At 71.9% G+C, this 15,698-nt stretch carries 13 protein-coding genes; 6 read left to right on the top strand and 7 right to left on the bottom strand.

Features of this window, described 5'->3' with window-relative positions; all coding sequences use genetic code 11:
* Positions 1–8: 8 nt before the first annotated feature.
* Together EOD73_RS07520 and EOD73_RS07515 are read left to right on the top strand one after the other, a co-directional pair.
* Entirely contained in the window at positions 9–1,643 is a 1,635-nt protein-coding gene (locus EOD73_RS07520) for a hypothetical protein (RefSeq protein ID WP_127682262.1), read from the top strand.
* A 10-nt stretch (positions 1,644–1,653) separates the two neighbouring features.
* Positions 1,654–2,655: an endonuclease/exonuclease/phosphatase family protein gene (locus EOD73_RS07515; RefSeq protein WP_205702417.1), complete on the top strand. Its 1,002-nt coding sequence runs from the start codon at positions 1,654–1,656 to the stop codon at positions 2,653–2,655.
* Positions 2,656–2,673: 18 nt separating this feature from the next.
* Here the strand turns inward: EOD73_RS07515 and EOD73_RS07510 are convergent, their stop codons facing one another.
* Positions 2,674–3,930 carry a patatin-like phospholipase family protein gene (locus tag EOD73_RS07510; protein ID WP_127682261.1) on the bottom strand — a complete coding sequence of 419 codons (1,257 nt, stop codon included), beginning with the start codon at positions 3,928–3,930 and terminating at the stop codon, positions 2,674–2,676.
* A gap of 144 nt (positions 3,931–4,074) precedes the next feature.
* On the bottom strand, positions 4,075–4,818 hold the full coding sequence (locus EOD73_RS07505; protein WP_127682260.1) for a phasin family protein: 744 nt from the start codon (positions 4,816–4,818) through the stop codon (positions 4,075–4,077).
* 240 nt (positions 4,819–5,058) lie between these two features.
* Between EOD73_RS07505 and EOD73_RS07500 the strand changes: the two genes are divergently transcribed.
* Both EOD73_RS07500 and EOD73_RS07495 read left to right on the top strand, forming a co-directional pair.
* Positions 5,059–7,053, top strand: a complete 1,995-nt coding sequence (locus EOD73_RS07500; protein ID WP_127682259.1) for an SDR family oxidoreductase — start codon at positions 5,059–5,061, stop codon at positions 7,051–7,053.
* Between the two features lie 85 nt (positions 7,054–7,138).
* Positions 7,139–7,924, top strand: coding sequence for a type 2 periplasmic-binding domain-containing protein (locus EOD73_RS07495; RefSeq protein WP_127682258.1), 786 nt, complete (start codon positions 7,139–7,141; stop codon positions 7,922–7,924).
* A 6-nt stretch (positions 7,925–7,930) separates the two neighbouring features.
* Here the strand turns inward: EOD73_RS07495 and EOD73_RS07490 are convergent, their stop codons facing one another.
* Genes EOD73_RS07490 through EOD73_RS07480 form a run of 3 tightly spaced genes read right to left on the bottom strand, consistent with a single transcriptional unit; the run spans position 7,931 to position 10,229 of the window.
* A complete protein-coding gene (locus EOD73_RS07490) occupies positions 7,931–8,314 on the bottom strand; it encodes a diacylglycerol kinase (protein WP_127682257.1) in 384 nt (127 codons plus the stop codon).
* Positions 8,311–9,576 carry a sensor histidine kinase gene (locus EOD73_RS07485; RefSeq protein ID WP_127682256.1) on the bottom strand — a complete coding sequence of 422 codons (1,266 nt, stop codon included), beginning with the start codon at positions 9,574–9,576 and terminating at the stop codon, positions 8,311–8,313. Before EOD73_RS07485 ends, EOD73_RS07490 begins: the two co-directional genes overlap by 4 nt.
* Positions 9,573–10,229, bottom strand: coding sequence for a response regulator transcription factor (locus EOD73_RS07480; protein ID WP_127682255.1), 657 nt, complete (start codon positions 10,227–10,229; stop codon positions 9,573–9,575). The genes EOD73_RS07485 and EOD73_RS07480 overlap by 4 nt, the downstream gene beginning before the upstream one ends.
* A 75-nt stretch (positions 10,230–10,304) precedes the next feature.
* On the opposite strand from EOD73_RS07480, the gene EOD73_RS07475 reads away from it, so the two are divergent.
* Together EOD73_RS07475 and EOD73_RS07470 are read left to right on the top strand one after the other, a co-directional pair.
* Positions 10,305–11,990, top strand: coding sequence for a phosphoethanolamine transferase (locus EOD73_RS07475; protein ID WP_127682254.1), 1,686 nt, complete (start codon positions 10,305–10,307; stop codon positions 11,988–11,990).
* The gene (locus tag EOD73_RS07470; protein WP_240660623.1) at positions 11,978–12,754 is read left to right on the top strand and encodes a phosphatase PAP2 family protein; all 777 of its coding nucleotides are present in this window, start codon (positions 11,978–11,980) and stop codon (positions 12,752–12,754) included. The genes EOD73_RS07475 and EOD73_RS07470 overlap by 13 nt, the downstream gene beginning before the upstream one ends.
* Here the strand turns inward: EOD73_RS07470 and EOD73_RS07465 are convergent.
* Both EOD73_RS07465 and EOD73_RS07460 read right to left on the bottom strand, forming a co-directional pair.
* Positions 12,666–14,801, bottom strand: coding sequence for a CHAT domain-containing protein (locus tag EOD73_RS07465; protein ID WP_127682253.1), 2,136 nt, complete (start codon positions 14,799–14,801; stop codon positions 12,666–12,668). The two genes, EOD73_RS07470 and EOD73_RS07465, sit on opposite strands and share 89 nt — an antisense overlap.
* On the bottom strand, positions 14,798–15,673 hold the full coding sequence (locus tag EOD73_RS07460; RefSeq protein ID WP_127682252.1) for a caspase family protein: 876 nt from the start codon (positions 15,671–15,673) through the stop codon (positions 14,798–14,800). Before EOD73_RS07460 ends, EOD73_RS07465 begins: the two co-directional genes overlap by 4 nt.
* Positions 15,674–15,698 lie beyond the last annotated feature (25 nt).

The raw sequence follows: 15,698 nt of genomic DNA, 5'->3' as shown, positions 1-15,698 counted from the left end.
ATCGGGTCATGAGCGAACCGGTCCGTGTCGAACGCCTGCACCAGTCCCTGCTGTGGCCGCTGCGCCTGCTGCGCTCGGGCGCCGCGCAGCGCCTGCGCCGGCCCTGGGAGGCGCTGCAGGCCCTGCCCGGCCATCCTTGGCGCGAGCAGGCCGACGAGTACACCGGCCAGGCCGACGCCTTCCACGAGCGCCATTACCAAGAGTTCCTGACCTTCCTGCCCTACGTGCAGCGGGTGCTGTTCGGCGAAGGGCGGCGCCCCGGGCAGGCGGCCGACAGCCTCGGTGAGTCGGGCATGAAGACCTTCCGCCGCACGGACGTGGCGGCGGTGCGGGTGCAGACCCACGCCGAGGCCGCGCCGATCACCTTGCAGGTCGTGCACATCGACCTGGTCTTCTTCTACGACATCGACTGCGCGCTGCTCAACGTGGAGCTGACGGGCACCGGCCTGGCCCTGCCGCAGGTGCAAGAGCTGCTGTACCGCCTGGGCCGCGCCTACCCGGCGGGGTGGGACGACCAGGGCCACCCGCTGCACAGCCTGTGGGACTGCGCGTGGTTGGACGCCGAAGGGCGCGAGTTGGCGCGCAGCGACGCGCGCGAGCGCGAGCGCTTCATCCAGCACGTGCAGCAGCGCCGTGCGCCCCGCGTGGCAGCGCATTGGGCCTACCTGCTGCAGCCCTTGGTGCCCGACATGGACGACGACAGCGCGGCGCCCTTGCGGTACCGGCAGATCGAGTACTACCGCATGCCGGTGATGGCCTTCCTGGCCGTCGACGACCCGACCCGCCTCTCTCGCGCCGACTTCGTGCGCCTGGGCCTGGTCACCGGCGCCGCGGCGCCGGGCTCCCAGGACCTGCCCTACGGGGAGGCCCACCTCGCCGACTTCGAGCAGCGCTACTGCTGGGACCGGTTTTGGTGCGCGCAAGGGGCGGCGCCGCACACGCGCTACCTGTGCTGCGGCCACGCCCTGGTCGTCGTGGGGCGGGCCGATGCTGCCTTCTTCGGTTGCCGCGACCGCGGCGTGCTGGCGCAGTTCCGCCACCAGCACTTCTTGCTCTTCCTGCTGGTGCACTTCCAGAAGGCTGCGCTGCTGCTTTACTCCGACCGCCTGGTCGAGGCCCTGCGCCGCCTGAACATCGCCGACCCCGACAACGTGCGCGCCTTCAAGCGCGAGATCCGCTCGGCCTTCGAGGGCTTCTTGCGCTTCACGCACCGCTACTGGTTCCACGAGGTGAGCGAGCAGGCCCAGGCCCGCGCGCTGTACGGGCTGCTGCACCAGCACCTTCAGGTGCAAGCGCTGTACGGCGAGGTCAAAACCCGCATCGGCGACATGGCGCAGTACCTGGAGACCGACAGCATCCGCCGCCAGGCCAACACCGTGGTGCGCCTCACCGTGGTGACGATCTTCGGCTTGGTGGGCACCATCACCACCGGCTTCTTGGGCATGAACCTGCTGTCGGAGAGCGAGGCGCCGATGGCGCATCGGCTCGCCGTGTTTGGGCTCACCTTGCTGGTCACCTGCGCCATCACCGTGGTGACCATCGTGAAGAGCAAGCGCCTGTCCGACTTCCTCGACGCCTTGTCGGACGAGCGCCTGTCCTCGCTCGACAAGCTGAAGTCCTTGGCCGCCGTGTGGCGGCGTTGAGCCAGCGCCGATGAACCGCCTGCCCACCACCGTGTGGCACCCGATGTGGGTGGCCGTGGCCAACCTGCAAAACCTGGCCTTGCCCGGGCGGCGCTACTACCCCAACCAGGACGGCTACAGCGAGGCCGCGTACCGGCGCAAAGTGGCTTGGGTCGGTCAGCAGTTTCACCGCTTGAGCGCCGACGTGCTCCTGTGCCCGGAGGTCTGGGACGAGCAAGCGCTGCGCGAGGCGGTGGCCGCCAGCAAGCTGCGCTACCCCACCGTGGTCGTGCCGGGGGCCGAAGCCGGCGCCCAAGGCACGCCGCGCCTGGGGCTGGTCAGCCGTTGGCAGGTGGAGCGCTTGCAGACCCTGTCCGACTTCGACCCCGCCGACCAGGTGCCCGTGCCAGAACTGGGGCTGCAAACGCGCTTTGAGCGCCCGGTGCTGATGGCCGAACTCCGCGGCCCGCAAGACCAGGAGCTGACCTTGCTGGGCGTGCACCTGAAGAGCAAGCGGCCGAAGTTCTTGCTGGACGCCGAGGGTAACCCGCTCGAAGACCGCGACGATCCCAGCGTGCAGGCGCGCGCCACCTTGCGCAGCCTGCTGATGCGCGCGGCGGAGGCCGCCGCGCTGCGCCGCTTTGTCGTCACCTTGGCACGTGGGCGGCAGCGGCCCTTGGTGGTGGCGGGCGACTTCAACGACGGCCCGCTGTCGGTCACCAGCCAGTTGGTGGCCGCCACGCAGGCGGTGGCCTATGACCGAGAGGCGCGCGACACCGCGCTCTTCCACGCCGTGGACCTGCAAACCGAGCCCGGGCTGCGGCACGACCGGCCCTACAGCCACGTGCACCAGGGCTGGCCGGAGTTGCTGGACCAGGTGTGGGTGAGCGAGGAATTCGACCCGCGCAGCCGCTTTGCGGTGGGCGAGGTGCGGCGCGTGGAGGTCTTCAACGACCACCTGCTGGAGGGCCGGGACGGCAGCCGCAGCGACCACGGCTTCTTGCGCGTGCTGCTGCAGTTCCGGGGCGCCTGAACCCCGGCGGGCGGGGGCTCAGGCGGCTTCGGCCTCCAGCGCCTGGGCGGCCTGCTTGGCGCGGGCTTCGAGCAGGGTCAGGATTTCGTCCAACTGCAGCAGGGCGCGTTCCGCCGGGGTGCGGCTGGGGGTGTCCCACACCGTCAGCAGGCGGCGCGTGGGGTCCAGCAGGCGGTCCATGTCCAGGTGCAGGCCATGCTTGGCCAGCTTGGGCGCCAGGTCGGGCGCGCGGCGCAGCAGGTCGGCCCGGGTGCTTTGGAAGGCGTGCTCGGCCAGCTCGCGGCGGTGCCGGTAGCTGAAGGTGTTGGCCAGGAACAGCTCGGCGTCGCGGTGGTCGGGCTCGAAGAAGACGATGTCGGTGTCCGGGTGGCTGCGCGTGTAGTTGCGCATGCCCAGCTCCAGGCGGGAATGGATCAGGCTGCGCAGCATCTGGCTCAGCACGACGGGCAGGCCGCCGTCCACCAGCTTGGGGATGCCGGGCTTGGCGCGCAGCTGCTTGTCCTTGGGGCTGACCTCGTAGGGCACCAGCGGGTTCAGCATGAACAGCAGGTCGATGCCCTGGTCGAGCAGCAGGCTGCCGTGCATGGTCTTTTTCAGCGCGCCGTCCACCAGGTAGCGGCCGTCGATCAAAACCGGGGGGTACAGGCCCGGCAGCGCGGCGCTGGCTTGCACGGCGCGGCTGATGGGCACGTGGTCCCAGCCCGGCGTGCCGAAGGCCACGGCCTCGCCGCTGTCCAGGTCGGAGGCGACCAGGAGCAGGCGACGCTGCAGTTGGCGGAAGTCGTCGCTGCGCCCGGGCAGGCTGAACATGGCCTTGAGCTGCGCGGCCAGCGGATCGCTGCTCAGCAATCCGGCCGGCAGGGCCTGGCCCAGCAGCTCCAGCGCGCCCAGCAGCGAGCGGCGCTCCACCAGCACGCGCCAGGCGGCCTCGCCCACCAGCTTGGGCAGGCGGCGCAGGCGGCTGCGGATCTCGCGCCAGTTCGGGTGCAGCAGCACCCGCGGGTCGAAGTGGTCGGGCGGGGGCGCGCTGTTCTCGATGAAGCCGGCCACCAGCTCGCGCGGGCTCAGGCCGTTGGCCAAGCAGGCCGCGATGATGCCGCCGGCGCTCACGCCGATGAAGCCGTCGCACTGCGTGATGTCCAGCCCGTCGATGCTCTCTTCCAGGGCGCACAGGGCGCCGACCTCGTAGATCGCACCCAGCGGGCCACCTCCGGCCAAGGCGAGGCCGATGCGGGGGCGGGACGGGGCGGCGGGGCGGGAGCGGCGTGCGGGCATGGGCGGGCGGGACTGTAGGCAGTCGGGGGCCCCGGTCTGGGCCGGATTTACCCCCGTGAAACGGTCAACGCCGTGGCGTCGGTCGCGGGGCGACGACGGTCACGGCGTTGACGGGAGGCGGGGTCAACGGGTGACCCCAGGGCCTCAAGCCTGAACGGCTTCCTTCACGGCTTCCACGGCCTTGTCGGCAGCGGCGGCGGCCTTCTTGGCCACGGGCGCAGCGGCCTTCTTGACGGGCGCGGCCGCCTTCTTCACCGGGGCAGCGGCCTTCTTGGCCACGGGCGCCACGGCCTTCTTCACGGCCACGGCCTTCTTGGCGACGGCCTTCTTGGCGGGGGCGGCAGCCTTCTCGGCCTTGGCCACGACCTTGGTCGCGGTCTTGGTCGCCTTGGCAGCGACCTTCTTCACGGCGGTCTTGGCCTTGGCGACCGGCGCGGCCTTCTTCTTGGGGGCGAAGCCGATGGAGGCGGCCAGGCTGTCGATGCGGGCGATCAGGCTGCTGATGTCGGTGCCGCTGGGCACGCCCAGGCTCTTCAGGGCGCGGGCCACGCGCTCTTCGAAGATCGACTCCAGCTTGTCCCACTGCTGGCCGGCCTTGGCGCCGACTTCACCGGCCATGCCGGTCATCTTGGTGGCCACCGCACCGAACTTTTGCTCGGCGATGGATTGGGTTTTCTTTTGCAGGCTCATGCCTTCTTTCACGAGGGTGTCGAAGACCTTGGTGCCTTCGCCCTGGGCCTTGCTGAAAGCGCCCAGGCCAGCGGCCCAGATTTGTTGGGCTTGGTCGCGCACGTTGGCGGCGACTTGGTTGTCCAGCAACGCAGCGGGGTTGAAACCGGCGGCCGGCGCGGCCTTCTTCGAGGCCATCTTTTGCAGCTTCTTGACCATGGGGTTCTCCTGGCAGGGGTTGGATCGCCGCAGACCCCTGCGACGCTGGACGGCACTGTAGGCCGGGCCCTGTCGGCGTGCACGCCGATTCCTAGTGGTTCGCCTCTATGAAAAACAGGGGTTTCGCCTGGGGTGGGACGGGCCCCGTCACTGCGGGTTAGTGCGGCATCGAGGGGGGGTGGGGATGCAGAAGAATCGACCGCACCCCCCCGGGCGGCGGCCCGTCAACAGGAGCAAGTCATGCAGTACTTCGTCACGGGCGCCACGGGCTTCATCGGCAAGCGCTTGGTCAAGAAGTTGCTGGCGCGGCGCGGCAGCACGGTCTACTTTTTGATGCGCGAGGCCAGCCAGGACAAGCTGCCGGCCTTGCTCGAGTACTGGGGGGCGAGCCCCAAGCGCGCCATCCCCGTCTGGGGCGACTTGAACGCCCCGAAGCTGGGCCTGTCGGCGACTGACTTGAAAGCGCTCAAGGGCCAGATCGACCACGCCTTCCACCTCGCGGCGGTGTACGACCTGGAGGCCGACGAGGAGAGCCAGATCGCGGCCAACATCGACGGCACGCGGCACTTCGTGGCGGTGTGCCAGGCCCTGCAGGTCGGGCACGTGCACCACGTCTCGTCCATCGCCGCAGCCGGCCTGTACGAAGGCGTGTTCCGCGAGGACATGTTCGACGAGGCCGAGAACCTCGACCACGCGTACTTCATGACCAAGCACGAGTCCGAGAAGATCGTGCGCAAAGAGTGCAAGCGGCCCTGGACGGTGTACCGCCCCGCGATGGTGGTGGGCGACTCGCAGACCGGCGAGACCGACAAGGCCGACGGCCCCTACTACTTCTTCAAACCGCTGCAGCGCCTGCGCCAGATCCTGCCGCCCTGGTTCCCGGCCGTGGGCCTGGAGGGCGGGCGCGTGAACATCGTGCCCGTGGACTTCGTGGTGGACGCGCTCGACCACATCGCGCACCGGGTCGAGAAGGGCGGCGGCTGTTTCCACCTCGTCGACCCCAAGGGCTACCGCGTGGGCGACGTGCTCGACATCTTCGGCCGCGCCGCACACGGGCCGAAGATGAACGTGTTCATCAACGCCGCGCTGCTGGGCTTCATCCCCAAGAGCGTGACCAAGGGCCTGATGGCGCTCGCGCCGGTGCGTCGGGTGAAGAACGCCATCATGAAGGACATCGGCGTTCCCGAAGACCTGCTGCAGTTCATCAACTACCCCACGCGCTTCGATTGCCGCGAAACGACGGCCATGCTCAAGGGCAGCGGCATCGCCTGCCCAGATTTGCACGATTACGCCTGGCGCATTTGGGACTACTGGGAGCGCCACCTCGACCCCGACCTGCACATCGACCGCTCGCTGCGCGGGGCTTGCGGCGGCAAGGTGGTGCTGGTCACCGGTGGCAGTTCGGGCATCGGCCTGGCCGCGGCCAAGAAATTCGCCGAGGCCGGGGCCATCACGGTGATTTGCGCGCGGGACGAGGCCAAGCTGGCCGAGGCGGTGGCCGAGATCCGCGAGTTCGCCGGAGCGGAGGCCCAGGTGCACGCCAAGAGCGCCGACATCGCCGACCCCGACAGCTGCGCCGAATTGGTGGCTTGGCTGGAGGCCGATTTCGGCGGCGTGGACTTCCTGATCAACAACGCCGGCCGCTCCATCCGCCGCGCCATCGAGAACAGCTACGACCGCTTCCACGACTTCGAGCGCACGATGCAGCTGAACTACTTCGGCTGCCTGCGCGTCACGCTCGGCCTGCTGCCGGGCATGGCCGCCAAGCGCAAGGGGCACGTGGTGAACATCAGCTCCATCGGCGTGCTGACCAACGCGCCCCGCTTCAGCGCCTACGTGGCCAGCAAGGCGGCGCTGGACGCCTGGACGCGCTGCGCCGCCAGCGAGTACGCCGACACCGGCGTGACCTTCACCACCATCAACATGCCCCTGGTGCGCACGCCCATGATCGCGCCCACCAAGATCTACAACAACGTGCCCACGCTGAGCCCCGAAGAGGCGGCCGACATGGTGGCGCAGGCCTGCATCGCCAAGCCGGTGCGCATCGCCACGCGCCTGGGCCTGACCGGCCAGGTGCTGCACGCGGTGGCGCCGCGCATCGCCCAGGTGGTGATGAACACCAGCTTCCGCATGTTCCCCGACAGCGACGCCGCCAAGGGCGACAAGGCCGGCAAGCCACAGCTCAGCGCCGAGGCCGTGGCCTTGCAACAGATGATGCGGGGCATCCATTTCTGAGGGCCTGACCCGGCGCGGCGCGCTGCCCTGGGGCCTGGCCCTGGCGGCGCCGTCCGGGCGCGCCTGGGCCGCCGAGCCCACCACCGTGGAGGTGCCCCACCAGGGCGCGCAGAGCAGCCTGATCTACCGCTACAGCCTGGCCCTGCTGGACCTGGCCTTGAAGGCCGGCGGCTGGCGGGGCGCCATGCGCGAGCACCCGCACCGCCCCGGCGAGGACCTGCAGCAGGGCGTGTGGGCGCGCGAGATGGCCCGGGGCACGCCCGGCTACGACGTCTGTTGGTTCATGACCAGTGCCGACCGAGAGCGGCGCTTGAACGCGGTGCGCGTGCCCATGTACCGGGGCCTGTTCGGCTGGCGCCTGCTGCTGGTGGCCCAGGGCCAGCAGGCGCGCTTCAGCGCGCTGCGCGGGGCGCAAGACTGGCGGCAGTTGAGCCTGGTGCAGGGGCGCGACTGGCCCGACACCGACATCCTGCGGGCCAACGGCCTGAAGGTCAGCGGCCCGGACCGCTACGAGACCATGTTGGATTGGTTGCGCCAGGGCCGGGTGGACGCCTTTCCGCGGGCGGTGGTCGAGGCCTACGTGGAGGCCGAAACGCACCCGGGCCTGGCGGTCGAGTCGCAATGGGCGCTGCACTACCCCACGGCCCTCTACTTTTTCGTCAACCGCAACCGGCCGGCGCTGCTGGCCCGCCTGCGCCAGGGCATGGAGGCCTTGGTCGACAACGGGCAGTTGCAGCACCTGTTCGAGTCGCACTTCGCGCCTTTGCTGGCGCGCGCCGACCTGGGGCGCCGGCGGGTGCTGCGCTTGCGCAACCCGCTGCTGCCGCTGGGCACGCCCCTGGACCGCTCGGCCCTGTGGTGGCGGCCCTGAACGGTCTCAGCGCAGGCGCTCCCACAGGGCCACAGCCCAGGTGGCCCCGGCCAGCGTCAGGCTGAGCAGCACGGCCGCGCTCCCCAAATCCTTCGCGCGGCCGAGCAAGGGGTGCATCTCGGTGCTCAAGGCATCGGCCAGGGCCTCGACGGCGGAGTTGATCAGCTCCACCACCAGCACCAGCAGCATCACGGCCACGAGGGCCAGGGCCTGCCATGCGCTCGTGGCCACGAAGGGCACGGCGACCAAGAGCAGCGCGCACAGAGCCAGCTCCTGGCGGAAGGCGGCCTCGTGGGCCACGGCCTGCTGCAAGCCCTGGCGCGAGTACCGGAAGGCTTTGAACACGCGGGCGATGCCGCCGCGGCTTTTCTGGGGGGCGTGAAGGCTCATGGGGCGGGGGCGGAGGCGAAGTCCAGGTGCACGGTGAAGCCCGCGCCCTCGGGCGTGGCGGGCAGGTTCAGGCGCCCGCCGTGGGCGCGGGCGACGAGGTCGGCCAGGCGCAAGCCCAGGCGGTGGTCGTGGTCGGTGTTGCTGTCCAGCGCGGCCAGGATGGCCAGGCGTTCGGCCTCGGTCACGCCGGGGCCGTCGTCTTGCAGGCACAGGCCATTGGCGCCATGGGCGCTGAGGCGCACGCTGCGCGCGCCGTGGCGTTGCGCGTTGTCCAGCAGGTTCAGCAGGGCGGCGGCGAGCAGCTCGGCGTCGGCCTTCAGCGGCACGGGCGGGCCCTCGCTCAGCGTGAGGCCTTGCAGCATCAGCTCGCCCAGCAGGCTGCGCGCGTCCAGGGCCTGCCGTTGCAGCTCGGGCGCGCTGCGGAACAGGCGCAGCAGCGCCAGCACCAGGCGCTGCAGCCGGGTGGTGGCGGCCCGCACCTGCGCCAGGCGGGGCAGTTCGGGGTGCTCGCGCACGGCGATGGCCAGTTGCGCGTCCATGCCCGCCAGCGGCGTGCGCAGCAGGTGGGCCGCTTGCGCGGCAAAGGCCCGCTCGAACTGCAGGCGCTGGCCCAGGCGCTGGCCCAAGGCCCCCAGGGCCTCGTGGATGGGGGCCAGCTCGCGGCGCTCGGGCGGCCCGAGGTCGCGGCCCAGGTGCAGGGGCTCGGCTTCGCTGCTGGCCAGGCGCTCGGACAGGGCGTCCAGGGGCAACAGCGCCCGGCGCGTGCGCACCAGCAGCAGGGGCAGCAGCAGCAGGGCCACGCCCAGCGCGGTCAAACCGGCGTGCAGCGCCACCTCGGTGTGGGCTTCTCTGCGCTCGTCGCGGGTTTGGGCCACCAAGAGCAAATTGCCGTCCGTGCCCACGGCCTTGCCGTACACGCGCCACTGGGCGACGTCGTGAAAGCCCACCCGAGGCGCCTGGGCCAACAGGGGGGCCGCGTCGGCGCCGGCGGAGCGCTGGCGCACCGCGCCCTGGGCATCCAGCAGCACCCAAGCGAAATGCCCGGCCTGGTGCGTGGTGGGCGGTGCATCGTGGGGTGGGGGGGGCAGGGCGGCCAGCACCGGGGCCAGGCCTTGGGCGGTGGCCTCCAAAGTGTCGTCGAGCAGCTCGTCGACCTCGTCGAACACGGCGATCACCGCCGCCGTGGCCACGGCGAAGGCACCCAGCAGGGCGCCCAGGCCGACGATCCAGCCCAGCTCGCCGACGATGCTGCGCAACTTCATGCCGGCACCACCCGGTAACCCAGGCCGCGCTGCGATTCGATCCATTCGCGACCGAGCTTGCGCCGCAGGTTGGAGACGTGGACCTCCAAGGCGTTGCTGCTGGCGGCGTTGGCGTCGAAGCCCAGCACCAAGCGCTCGAGGTCGGCCTTGCTGACCCAGCGGCCCGCCCGTTGCGCCAGGGCCTCCAGCACGGTCCACTCGCGCGCCGTCAGGCTCACGCGCTCCCCGTCGAGCAAGGTTTCGCGGGCGCCCCAGTCCAGGCTCACGCCGCCGGCCAAGGCCATCACCCGGGGCTGGTGCCGGCGAACGCAGGCGCGCAGGCGCGCCACCAGCTCCTCGGGGGCGAAGGGCTTGACGAGGTAGTCGTCGGCGCCGCCTTCCAGGCCGCGGATGCGGTCGGCCACGGTTTCGCGCGCCGTCATCATGATGGCCGGCGTGGTCGCGCCGGCCGCGCGCTGGCGGCCCAGCCATTGCAGGCCCGAGCCATCGGGCAGCTGCCAGTCCACCAGCCAGGCGTCGAAGGGTTCACCTTGGATGGCCGCCTGGGCCTGGCCCAGGTGCGTGCACCAGTCCACGACCTGGCCTTCGGCGCGCAGGAAATCGCGCAGGCCTTCGCCCAGCAAGGGGTCGTCTTCGAGGAGCAGCACGCGCATGGCCATCATGATGCCTTGGCCGGCTTCAGGGTGGCTTCAGGGTCGCTTCAGGCTCGCTGGGAACAATCCGACGCCATGTCGACCCCTGCACCCTCCCCGCTGCTGCGCCGCGGCGGTTGGTCGCCCATCACGCTGTCGAGCGAGGCCATGGTGGCCGTGCTCTGCGTGTACTGGGCGCTCACCGCCAACCGCGCTTTCCTCGTCAATGCGCGCGCTGCGCTGGGGGCCGACCAAGGCACCGTGCTGGTGGCCCTGGTGGGCCTGCTGGCCTTGTTGCACTTCTTGCTGGTGGCGCCCTTCATGGGCCGGGCCTGGGGCCGTGGCCTGCTGGCCGTGCTGGTCGGGGTGGCGGCCATCGCCAGCCACTTCGTGTTGGCCCTGGGCGCTGCCTTGGACCCCGACATGCTGCGCAACGCCATGCGCACCCAATGGACCGAAGCGCGCGAGCTGTTCACGCCCTCGCTGCTGCTGCACACCCTGGTCCAGGCCGTGCCCGCCTGGTGGTTCCTGAGCCAAGCGCGCATCGCGCCGCGCACCGGCGGCTGGGCCCGCGCCGCCGGGCGGCGCCTGCTGTGGTGGGGCGCCGCCCTGCTGGCCTTCTTGGTGCTGCTGTTCAGCATCTACCAGCCGCTGTCCAGCCTGATGCGCAACCACAAGGCGCTGCGCTACCAAATCGTGCCCGCCGCGCCGCTGTGGTCGGCGCCGCGCAGCCTGTTCAACGAAGCCAAAGAAGCCCGCCGCGTGCGCCAGCCCATCGGCCTGGATGCCCAGGCCGGGCCGAGCTGGGCGCAGGCCGAGCGGCCCCGCGTGCTGGTGCTGGTGGTCGGCGAGACCGTGCGCGCCGCCAACTGGGGCCCGCACACCACCCTGGACGGCACCCTGCGCAACACCGCGCCGCTGACGGGTGCCTTGCCTGAGTTGGCCCTCTTCCCCCTGGTGCGCACCTGTGGCACGCACACCGAAAGCTCGCTGCCCTGCATGTTCGCGCCGGTGGGCCGCCGCGACTACGACGAAGACCGCATCCGCGGCCAGCAATCGCTGCTGCACGTGCTGCAGCGCGCTGGCGTCACGGTGCGCTGGCGCGACAACCAAAGCGGTTGCAAGGGCGTGTGCGACGGCCTGGGCCAAGAGATGGTCGGCGACCTGGGCGTCGACCCCAGCTTGTGCAAGAACGGCACCTGCCTGGACGATGCCTTGCTGCACGGCCTGGAGGCCGACCTGGCGAAGGCGGCCACCGGCAAAGGCACGCAAATTTGGGTGCTGCACATGCTGGGCAACCACGGCCCGGCCTACCACCGCCGTGTGCCGGCCGGGGCCACGCCCTTCCAGCCCTTCTGCGCCAAGGACGACCTGGGCCGTTGCAGCCGTCAGGAGATCGTCAACGCCTACGACAACGCCCTGCGCCACACCGATGCCTTGCTCGACACCCTGTGGCGCCGCCTTCAGGCCGCCCCCGGTGTGGACACGGCCATGCTCTTCATCCCCGACCACGGGGAGAGCCTGGGCGAGCGCGGCATCTACCTGCACGGCCTGCCCTACGCCGTGGCGCCGCGCGAGCAAACCGAGGTGCCGATGCTGCTGGGCCTGAGCGAGGGCTTTGCCAAGGCGCGGGGCTGGACGCTGGACTGCGTGAAGGGCCTGCCGGCCAAGACCCCCGATCCGCAGCACGACCACCTGTTCCACACCCTGCTGACCTTGCTGGACGTGAAGACGGCGCTTTACGACCCCCAATGGGACCTGATGCGCCCATGCCAACGATGAAGGCGGTCTGGCCCACCGGCTGGCGCGCTTGGGCCTGGGCCTTGGCCCTGGTGCTGGCCTGGGATGCGACCTCCGGCGACTTGGTCGTGGCTCGCCTGTTCGGGGACGCTGGCGGTTTTGCCGCGCGCAACGCCTTTTGGTCCGAGCAGTTGCTGCACAACGGCCTGCGGTGGCTGTCGGGGGCGGCCGTCGTGTGGATGCTGTTCGACCTTTGGCGTCCCCTGCGCCCGCACGACGGCCCGACCCGGGGCGAGCGCGCTTGGGCGCTGGCCGGGACGGTCTTGGCCTTGCTGGTCGTGCCCGCCTTGAAGTCGCAAAGCACCACCAGTTGCCCTTGGAGCTTGTCGGAGTTTGGCGGCGTGGCCGCCTGGATGTCGCACTGGGATTGGGGGCGCAACGACGGGGGGCCAGGGCACTGCTTCCCCTCGGGCCATGCGGTCGGCAGCTTCGCCTTCTTTGGCCTGGTGTGGTTGTGGCGCGGGGTGCCCCAGGTGCAGCGCCGCATCCTGCTCGCGGTGCTGGCGGCGGGCTTGCTCGGTTCGCTGGCCCAATGGGCCCGTGGGGCGCATTTCGTGAGCCACAGCCTGTGGGCGGCGCTGGCCTGTGCTGCGCTCACGGCGGCTTGGCAGGCGCTTGGCGCGCGTTGGCGCCAGCGGCGCGCGGCCGCCGGGGGGCTCAGCGCCGCATCGACCGACCGCGCCGCGCCACCGCCGCCAGCAGGCGCGCCCGTTCGGGCGTGGGCGAGCGACGCTGCCACGCCTTGAGCGTGGCCACCGCCTCGGCCCGCGTGGTGGCGCTGAAGCGCCGACCGCGAAGCGCGGCCTGCAGCACCAAGGTTGCCGCCTGCTCGGCGGTGCGCAGCGGGGCGTCGCCATCGGCCGCGGCCAGGGCCCGCGCCAGCCACAACAAGGCCTTGGGCGCCACGCCCGCGGCCAGGTAAGCCGCGCCCAGCGCGGCGCACAGGTCGCCGCGGCCGCGCCACGCGCGGGGTGCGCGGCCCAGCAGGCCGCGCAGGCGACGGCGCAGCCCCGGGTCTTGGCCCCGCGCGGTCCGCACGCGGGTGGCCTCGGCGAGGTTTTCCAGCTCGGTGCGCAGTTCCTGCGGCAGGAAGAAGGGCAGGGCTTGCGTGGGCGTTGCCGCTGAGCCCGTCGAGCCCGTCGAGCCCGTCGAGACCGCGCGGTCCAGGCGCCAGCCCGGGTCGCCATAGGCCTGGTAGGCGCCCCAGGTGAGGGTGCCCGGGTGGCGCTGCCAGCAGGCACGGCGTGCCGCGTGCACCGCCTCGGCCGCGCTTTGGCCGGCAAAGAGCGCGCGGTACAGCGCGCGGGCGAAGGTGGTGGCGGCCGCGTCGTCCACCGCCCAGCCGGCGCACACCACGACGCGCGCGCCCATCTCGATGAAGGCCTGCCCCAGGCCCGCGGCGCGTTGGGGCGCGCCCTCGGGCGCCAGGCAGCCCTGGTGGCAGGCGTTGACGAACACGAACTCGGGCACGCAGCGCAGCTGCGCCACGTCGCCGGCCGACAGCACCCGCCGCGGGCCCAAGGCCAGCCCCGCACGGGGCGCGCTGAGCCCGTGACCGCTCAGGTGCAGCAGGCGCCAGGGCCGCGCGTGCAGGGCTTGCAAGACCTCCACGGCCGGGGCGTCGATGGCGGTCGTGTGCGGCAGCTTGGCGCGCCGGGCCAGCGCCGCCACGGCCTGGGCCTCGGCGCGGGCCCCGGGCAGCCCGGGCAAGGGGCTGCGTTCGCCCAGGTCGGGGTGGCCGACGACCAGCAGGGCGTCGTCGGGCGCGTGCTGGGGCTGGGCGCGGAACTGCGCGGTGCGCAGCTGGCGCATCAGCGGGCGCTCCACGGCCCAGGGCGTGCCGCCCTGCCCGGGCAGCATCTCCCAGGGGAAACGGGCGGCCGCGGCGTCCAGCAGCAGCAGGCGGTCGCGCGGCTCGGGGGGCGCCTCGCGCAGGCGCAGGGGCAGCAGCAGCTCGGCCAGGGTGTGGGTCAAAGCCGGGTCGTGGCGGACCTGGGCGGCGTTGCGCGCCACGAACTCGTCCACCAGGTCCAGCTGGCCGCTGGCTTGGCTGAGCTCGGCGCGGGCCCGCTCGCCCAGGGCCACGAAGCGCAGCCGGTCTTCGCCCAGGTCGTGCACCTGCTCGACCACCCAACGCTGCCACCAGGCCGGGTCGCCCTGGATGCGACGGCGCTTGCGCCGGCCTTCGCCCGCTTCGATCGCGCGATCGGGCCAGCGCACTTGGCGCGCCCACGGGGCCTGGCGCAGCAGGCCGTGCAAGGCCTGGGCGGCGCTCAGCGCGGCGTCTTCGAACAGCTCCAGCAGGACCAGCTCTTGCAGGCGCTCGGGCTGGCCGGCGCGGGCCAGCGTGGCGTTGGCGCCCAGCGCGGCCTGCACCAACGCGTCGATGGACTCGCTCACGCGCAGCTGCCCATCGCCTGTGCCCACCATCAAGGCCGCCACCCGGCCGTCGCCGAGCAGGCCTTGCCGGACGGCGTCCAGCCAACCGCGCTGCGCCGCGTCGCGCAGGCCGCTGGGCGTGAGCGCACCGACCTCGCCCAGGCCGATCGCGACCAGGCCCGGGGGCGTGGCCCCGGTGGGGGCCGCCAGGGCGCGTTGCGTGCCCATGGCGCCCGGGTACAGGCCCAGGCGGTGCAGCTGGCGCAGCGGGCCTTCGCGGGCGTCGGGCGCGCGCAGGCAGTCGTCCAGCCGGGCCTCGGCGCTGACCAAGGTGTCGCCCTCGTAGTGCCCCAAGAGCACGGGCCAGCGCGCGAAGCGCGCGTCGCCGTGCACCAAGCGCAGGCGCAGCGTCACAGCGTGAAGGGCGACTGCGCCAAGAAGGCGGTCGCGGGGCCCAAGGTGAACAGGTTGGGGCTTTGGGTGGCGGGCATGCGGGCGCGGATGCGGGCGTGGAATTGGGTGTGGTTGCCGCGGAAGGCGCCTTGGTTCCAGGTGGCCAGCAGCGCGGCGGTGAAGGCGCCGTTGCGCTCGCCGTCCAGGCTGGTTTGGTTGTCCTGGCAGCCGGCGATGAGCACCACGCTGGGCCTGAATCGCTTGACCACCGCCGCCACGCGGCCCGGCTTCGTCACCCGGGCCAAGGCAGCATCGGGGTCGACATCGCGGCCCGGGGCTTGGCGCTGCAGGCCGTCGTAGAAGGCCGCGTGCTCGGCGTAGGTGCGCCGGGCCACCTCGGGCGGCAGGTGGCGGGCCCGCTGGCGCGCATCGGCCGTCAGCGGCGGGGCGGCGCGCACCACGGTGCCGCTGTGGCAGCTGTCGCTGAGCACCAGCACCCGCACCCCGGCGGCGAATGTGGCCAGCGCGGCATACAGCTCTTCGTCGAGCAGTTGGCCGTCGAACAGGCACCAGGTTTCGTCCTGGCCGTCGGGTTCGTCCTTGGAGGCGTCGGGCACCTGCCCGCCATGCCCGGAAAAGGTCAGCACGAACAGGTCGCCCCGCCGCAAGGCCCGCGCCGCCGTGGCCAAGGCCTCGGCCAGCGCCGCGCGCGTGGCCTGCGCGCTGAGCAGGACCTTTGGGTTCAGGCCCTGCGCCTGGCACAAGGCAGCCATGTCGCGGGCGTCGGCCTCGCAGGCCCCCAGCGCCCCCGACCAGCCTGCGTAGTGCTTCGGGTCGACGCGGTTGAGGCCCAGGTGCAGCGAGGCGCCACGGGGCGGAGGCTTGGAACTCATGGTCGGCGATTGTGGTGGGGGTCTG

The organism is Inhella crocodyli, from assembly GCF_004004565.1.
Taxonomy (GTDB): domain Bacteria; phylum Pseudomonadota; class Gammaproteobacteria; order Burkholderiales; family Burkholderiaceae_C; genus Inhella; species Inhella crocodyli.
Note: the sequence above shows the minus strand (reverse complement) of the source record. Positions and strands in the feature narration are given on the sequence as shown.

Bases quoted from the DNA above. Each gene is read 5' to 3' on its own strand.
- EOD73_RS07505 (WP_127682260.1), bottom strand. From the start codon at position 4,818: ATGGTCAAGAAGCTGCAAAAGATGGCCTCGAAGAAGGCCGCGCCGGCC.
- EOD73_RS07475 (WP_127682254.1), top strand. From the start codon at position 10,305: ATGTCGACCCCTGCACCCTCCCCGCTGCTGCGCCGCGGCGGTTGGTCG.
- EOD73_RS07460 (WP_127682252.1), bottom strand. From the start codon at position 15,673: ATGAGTTCCAAGCCTCCGCCCCGTGGCGCCTCGCTGCACCTGGGCCTC.
- EOD73_RS07480 (WP_127682255.1), bottom strand. From the start codon at position 10,229: ATGCGCGTGCTGCTCCTCGAAGACGACCCCTTGCTGGGCGAAGGCCTG.
- EOD73_RS07515 (WP_205702417.1), top strand. From the start codon at position 1,654: ATGAACCGCCTGCCCACCACCGTGTGGCACCCGATGTGGGTGGCCGTG.
- EOD73_RS07490 (WP_127682257.1), bottom strand. From the start codon at position 8,314: ATGAGCCTTCACGCCCCCCAGAAAAGCCGCGGCGGCATCGCCCGCGTG.
- EOD73_RS07500 (WP_127682259.1), top strand. From the start codon at position 5,059: ATGCAGTACTTCGTCACGGGCGCCACGGGCTTCATCGGCAAGCGCTTG.
- EOD73_RS07520 (WP_127682262.1), top strand. From the start codon at position 9: ATGAGCGAACCGGTCCGTGTCGAACGCCTGCACCAGTCCCTGCTGTGG.
- EOD73_RS07485 (WP_127682256.1), bottom strand. From the start codon at position 9,576: ATGAAGTTGCGCAGCATCGTCGGCGAGCTGGGCTGGATCGTCGGCCTG.
- EOD73_RS07470 (WP_240660623.1), top strand. From the start codon at position 11,978: ATGCCAACGATGAAGGCGGTCTGGCCCACCGGCTGGCGCGCTTGGGCC.
- EOD73_RS07510 (WP_127682261.1), bottom strand. From the start codon at position 3,930: ATGCCCGCACGCCGCTCCCGCCCCGCCGCCCCGTCCCGCCCCCGCATC.